Below are 5,352 nucleotides of genomic sequence, written 5' to 3'. Positions count from 1 at the left end.
CGGCTGCGCGCAGCCCGCCGCCAGCACCAGGCCGCCGCCGGCGAGCCAGCCCAGCGCCGCGCGGCGCGTGGTCCCGCTCAAGGCCGGGCCCCCAGGCGCCTGAGGGTCTGCTGCAGCACGTCGTTGCGCTCGTTGATCCTCAGGCCTTCGCGCCACACCTCCAGCGCCTGCTCGCGCTGGCCGAGTGCCCAGTGCACCTCGCCCAGATGGGCGGCGATCTCGGCATCCGGTTGTGTCCTGAAGGCCTGCTGCAGCAGCTCCAGCGCCCGCTCGCGGTTGCCCAGGCGGAATTCCACCCAGCCCAGGCTGTCGGTGATGAACGGGTCTCCCGGGGCCAGCTCCAGGGCGCGCGCGATCAGCCTGCGGGCCTCCAGCAGCCGCTCGCCGCGGTCGGCCAGCAGGTAGCCCAGCGCGTTCAGCGCATGGTGGTGGTCGGCCTTGCGCTCGATGATGGCGCGCAGCAGCCGCTCTGCCTCCTGGAAGCGCCCGACCCGCTCGGCCAGCATCGCCAGGTCGTAGGCGATGTCGTTGTCCTGCGGGGCCTGGGCGGCGGCCTTGGCCTGGAGCTCGTAGGCCTCCTGGTACTCGCCCGCCTCGCGCAGCAGCTGCGCCTCGGCCTGGAGCTTGAGGCGCTCTTCCTGGGCGTTGCGCGTCGGTGTCGCGCGGATCAGGGCGCGGCCCTGCGTGAGCTTGCCCTGGCGCGCCAGCAGCGCAGCGCGCCGGGCCTGCGCAGCCAGCGGGTCGGCCGAGCTGTCGATGCGCTGCAGCCATTCCTCGGCCTTGGCGTAGTCGCCGCGCTTTTCCGCCACGCGCGAGCGCAGCAGCCAGGCCTGCGTGAAGGCACGCTCGCGCGCCTCGCTGGGGGGGGCGCCTTCCAGCTGCCGGATGAATTCCTCCAGGGCCGCGTCGGCGCCGTCCAGGTCGCCCGCCTGCAGCCGCAGCGAGCCCTGGATCAGCCAGGCCTCGGAGGCGTCCGGGCGCTCGCGGGTGATCGCGTCCACCTGCACCTGGGCGTCGGCCAGCCGCTGCGACTCCAGCAGTATGCGGGCATAGGCCATGCGCACCTCGGGCATCGGCGTGTCCGCGAGGTAAGGCCCGAGCAGGGCCTCGGCCTCGCCCACACCGCCCTCGAGCAGCGCGAGCGCCAGCATGGCGGCGCCGTCCTCGGTGTGGTCGAGCTCCAGGGCGTGCCGCGCCGCCTCCAGGGCGCGTGCGCGGTCGCCGGCCGCAAGGTACATGCGCCCGATGGTGGTCCAGGCGGCCGGCCCGACGGCCGGATGGCTGAGTTCGGGCTGCAGGGCGGCCTCGACGATACGCGCCGCCGCCGCCTTGTTGCTCACGCGCGCATAGAGCTGCGGCAGCGCGCGCACGGTGGAGAGCTTCTCGCGGCCCTGGGCCGCCGCCAGCTCGCGCACCAGCGGCTCGGCGCTCTCGTTGGGGCGGTTGAGCGTGACCAGCACATACAGCAGGTAGCGGTTGGCGTCGCGCGAGTCCGGGTAGGCGTCGGACCAGGCGCGGATCGCCAGCAGCGCCGATTCCGCCGAGCGCGACTGCAGGGCCATCTCCGCGGCACGCCGGTACAGCCGTGGATCCCGGCTGCGCCGCGCCGCGTCGAGCATCAGCGCATAGCCGGAGGCGGCGTCACCGCTGCGCGCGCTCATCTCGCTGAGCAGCAGCTCGTAGAACAGCTCGGCGGTCAGCGCCGTGTCCTGGTCGGACAGCGGCGGGTCGCTGTCCTCGGCCTCGGGCGGGGCGGGCGGCAGGGCGTCCCCGGGAGCGGCGGGCTGTTGCGCCCACAGGGGGGGCGCTGCGCCGGCCGCCAGCACGCATGCCAACGCGAGGGCGCGGAGACGAGAGATCTGCAGCATCGGCCCATAATAATCGAAGGCCGCCGCCCCTTTCTGCCTCCCACAGCGCCCCATACGCCATGCCTGAACTGCCCGAAGTCGAAGTCACGCGCCGCGGTTTCGCGCAGGCCATCGCCGGGGCGCGCATCGAGGGCGTGCGCATGGGCAAGCCGCTGCGCTGGCCCCTGGGCTGCGCGCCCGAGGGGTTGCGCGGCCAGCGCGTGCTGGCGGTGCGTCGGCGCGGCAAGTACCTGCTCTTGGATCTGGAGGACGGGCTGCTGCTGGTGCACCTCGGGATGTCCGGCAGCCTGCGCTTTGCGCATGGGCTGGGCGAGCCCGGAGCGCACGACCACTTCGACCTGCACACCGAGCGCGGCACGCTGCGCCTGCACGATCCGCGCCGCTTCGGCGCCGTGGTGTGGGCCGCCGGGGAGGACGATCCGCGGGCCCGCAAGCTGCTCGGGCGGCTCGGCGTGGAGCCGCTGGACCCCGAGGCCTTCGATGTCGAGGCCTTCCATGCGGGGCTGCGCGCCAGCCGGCTGCCGGTGAAGCAATTGCTGCTGGGCGGGCGGCTGGTGGTGGGGGTCGGCAACATCTACGCCAGCGAGGCACTGTTCCTTGCCGGGATCCGCCCGACCACGCCGGCCGCGGCCATCGGGCCGGTGCGGGCGCGGCGGCTGCATGCCGCCATCGTCGAGGTGCTGGGGCGCGCGGTGGAGCGCGGCGGCTCCACCCTGCGCGACTTCTCCGGGGTGGATGGCAATGCCGGGCACTTCCAGCTGGAGGCGCGCGTCTATGGCCGGGCGGAAGAGCCCTGTCGCGTGTGCGCAACGCCGATCCGCCTGCTGCGCCAGGGCCAGCGCAGCAGCTTTTATTGTCCGCGCTGCCAGCGCTCCTAGGGCGGTGGTCCCGGCAAAGGGGCCGGTGCTAGTATCCGCCCATCGGGCGCGCGGGCGGGCACCGCGAGGGGCGGCCTGCTGGCGCGGCGCGCCCCTGTCATTTTCGGACATGCACAGTGGGACCATCCTTCAACGAACAGTTTGACCAGCACGGCGCCTGGCGGCGGGGCTTCGCGCACAAGCTTGCAGAGCTGGGCCGGTGGCTGGGCACGCACGAGCTGCTGGATGCCGCGGCGCAGGAGCGCATGCAGCTGCTGGAGGAGCAGGTGCGGCGCGACAAGGTGGTGGTCGCCTTCGTCGCCGAGTTCTCGCGCGGCAAGTCGGAGCTGATCAACGCCATCTTCTTCGCCGAATACGGCCGGCGCATCATGCCCGCCAGCGCCGGACGCACGACCATGTGCCCGACCGAGCTGGGCTACGAGCCGGACAGCGCCCCCAGCCTGCGCCTGCTGCCCATCGACACCCGGCTGCAGTCGCCCGGGCTGGCCGAGTGGCGCATGCGCGCCGACGGCTGGACCGAGGTGCTGCTGGACATGCAGGACCCGGAGCAGCTGGCGGCGGCCCTCGCCAAGGTCTCCGAGGTGCGGCGCGTGACCATCGACGAGGCGCGCGCGCTGGGCTTCTGGCACGACGAGGCAAGCGACGACAACCCGATGCCCGATGCCGCCGGTCTGGTCGAGGTGCCGCAGTGGCGCCACGCCCTGATCAACATCCCGCACCCGCTGCTGCGCCAGGGGCTGGTGATCCTGGACACGCCCGGGCTGAACGCGGTGGGCGCCGAGCCGGAGCTGACGATCAACCTGATCCCGCAGGCGCATGCCGTGGTGTTCATCCTGGGGGCCGACACGGGCGTGACCCGCTCGGACCTGGCGATCTGGCGCGAGCATCTGGGCGAGGTGCAGGAGGGCACGCGGGATGCGCGCCTGGTGGTGCTCAACAAGATCGACACGCTCTGGGACACGCTGGCCTCGCCCACGCAGGTGCAGGCGCAGCTCGAGCGCCAGCGCCAGACCTGCGCGGAGATGCTCGGCATGCCGCTCGCGCAGGTGGTTCCGGTGTCGGCGCACAAGGGGCTGGTGGCAAAGATCCAGTGCGACGATGCGCTGCTGGAGGCCAGCGGGCTGCCGCAGCTGGAGGACGCGCTGGCCGAGGGCATCGTCGGGCGCCGCCAGGCGATCCTGCGCGCCACCGTGGCCGCCGGCGTCGCGGCGCTGCAGGAGCAGGTGCTGCGCGCCATCAACATCCGCCGCCGCGACCTGGACGACCAGATGCTGGAGCTGCGCAGCCTGCGCGGCAAGAACGCCTCGGTGATCGGCGCCATGCGCACGCGCATCGAGGTGGAACAACGCGAATTCGAGGCCAGCGCCTCGAAGATCCAGGCGGTGCGCGCGGTGCACCTGAAGATGCTGCGCGAGCTGTTCCAGCAGCTGGGGCCGCGCTCGCTCAAGGCCGAGCTGGCGGCGCTCACCGAGGCGCTGCAGCCCGCGGGGCTGAAGCTGGGCGTGCGCAAGGTCTATGCCGACACCTTCGCGCGCCTGCGCGGCATCGTCGAGGCAGCGCAGGCCACCGGCATCGAGATCCAGGCCATGCTCGGCGGCACCTTCCGCCAGCTCAATGCCGAGTTCGGCTTCTCGCTGCAGACGCCGGCGGCGCCCGAGCTGGGCGCCTTCGTGCGCGAGATCACCGCCATCGAGCAGCGCCACCTGCAATATGTCGGCATGGGCAACACGCTGCGGCTCACGCAGCCGGAGTTCACGCGCCGGCTGCTGCGCGCCCTGGGCCTGCGCGTGCGCGCCGTGTTCGAGGCGGCGGCCAACGAGCTGGAGCTGTGGAGCAAGGGCGCCACCTCCCAGCTGGACGCGCAGCTGCGCGAGCGCAAGCGCAGCTTCACGCGGCGCATCGACGCGGTCAGCCGCATCCAGCAGGCGGCCGAGGGCCTGGTGGACCGGATCGGTGAAATCGAAGAGGCGGAGCAGGAACTCGCGCAGCTGCAGCTGCGGCTCGCTGCCCTGGTGGCCGAGCTGACCGGGCCTCTGGAGGACGGCGGCGAGGCGCACGCCGTGGAGGGACGGGCGCCGCAGTACGTGGCCACCGAGCCGGCCCCGTTGTCGGCGTGAACGCGCGCGGCGGCGCGGGCGAGGAAGTTGCCGGGCGCATCGTGCGCTGGCAGCGCGCGCATGGCCGCAACCACCTGCCCTGGCAGGGCACGCGCGATCCGTACCGGGTCTGGCTGTCGGAGATCATGCTGCAGCAGACCCAGGTCGCGACCGTCCTGCCGTACTACGCGCGCTTCCTGGAGCGTTTCCCCACCGTGCAGGCGCTCGCTGCGGCGCCGCTGGACGAGGTCCTGGGGCTGTGGAGCGGACTGGGCTACTACAGCCGGGCACGCAACCTGCACCGCTGCGCGCAGCAGGTGGTGGCGCAGCACGGCGGCCAGTTCCCGCGCAGCGCCGCGCAGCTGCAGCAGCTGCCTGGGATCGGCCGCTCGACGGCGGGCGCCATCGCGGCCTTCTGCTTTGCCGAGCGTGTGCCGATCCTGGATGCCAACGTGCGGCGCGTGCTCACGCGGGTGCTGGGCTTTCGCGAGGATCTGGCGGCAGCGGCTG

3 protein-coding genes and 1 pseudogene are annotated in these 5,352 nt (G+C 73.0%); 3 read left to right on the top strand and 1 reads right to left on the bottom strand.

Going from position 1 to position 5,352, the window contains the following annotated elements:
• Positions 1 to 77: 77 nt before the first annotated feature.
• The gene (locus A612_RS14560; protein ID WP_019375178.1) at positions 78 to 1,868 is read right to left on the bottom strand and encodes a tetratricopeptide repeat protein; all 1,791 of its coding nucleotides are present in this window, start codon (positions 1,866 to 1,868) and stop codon (positions 78 to 80) included.
• 59 nt (positions 1,869 to 1,927) lie between these two features.
• Between A612_RS14560 and mutM the strand changes: the two genes are divergently transcribed.
• The 3 genes and pseudogenes from mutM to A612_RS14545 form a co-directional block, all read left to right on the top strand.
• Positions 1,928 to 2,746 (top strand): bifunctional DNA-formamidopyrimidine glycosylase/DNA-(apurinic or apyrimidinic site) lyase, encoded by an 819-nt coding sequence (gene mutM / locus A612_RS14555; RefSeq protein WP_019375177.1) that lies wholly within the window; start codon positions 1,928 to 1,930, stop codon positions 2,744 to 2,746.
• Between the two features lie 116 nt (positions 2,747 to 2,862).
• Entirely contained in the window at positions 2,863 to 4,863 is a 2,001-nt protein-coding gene (locus A612_RS14550) for a dynamin family protein (protein WP_019375176.1), read from the top strand.
• A pseudogene (locus tag A612_RS14545) lies at positions 4,860 to 5,352 on the top strand (A/G-specific adenine glycosylase); the annotation flags it as partial. The gene A612_RS14550 and the pseudogene A612_RS14545, both read left to right, overlap by 4 nt.

The sequence above is a fragment of the Melaminivora alkalimesophila genome (assembly GCF_000282995.1).
Taxonomy (GTDB): domain Bacteria; phylum Pseudomonadota; class Gammaproteobacteria; order Burkholderiales; family Burkholderiaceae_C; genus Melaminivora; species Melaminivora alkalimesophila.
This window is presented reverse-complemented; position numbering and strand designations above follow the sequence as displayed.

Bases quoted from the DNA above. Each gene is read 5' to 3' on its own strand.
- A612_RS14560 (WP_019375178.1), bottom strand. From the start codon at position 1,868: ATGCTGCAGATCTCTCGTCTCCGCGCCCTCGCGTTGGCATGCGTGCTG.
- mutM (WP_019375177.1), top strand. From the start codon at position 1,928: ATGCCTGAACTGCCCGAAGTCGAAGTCACGCGCCGCGGTTTCGCGCAG.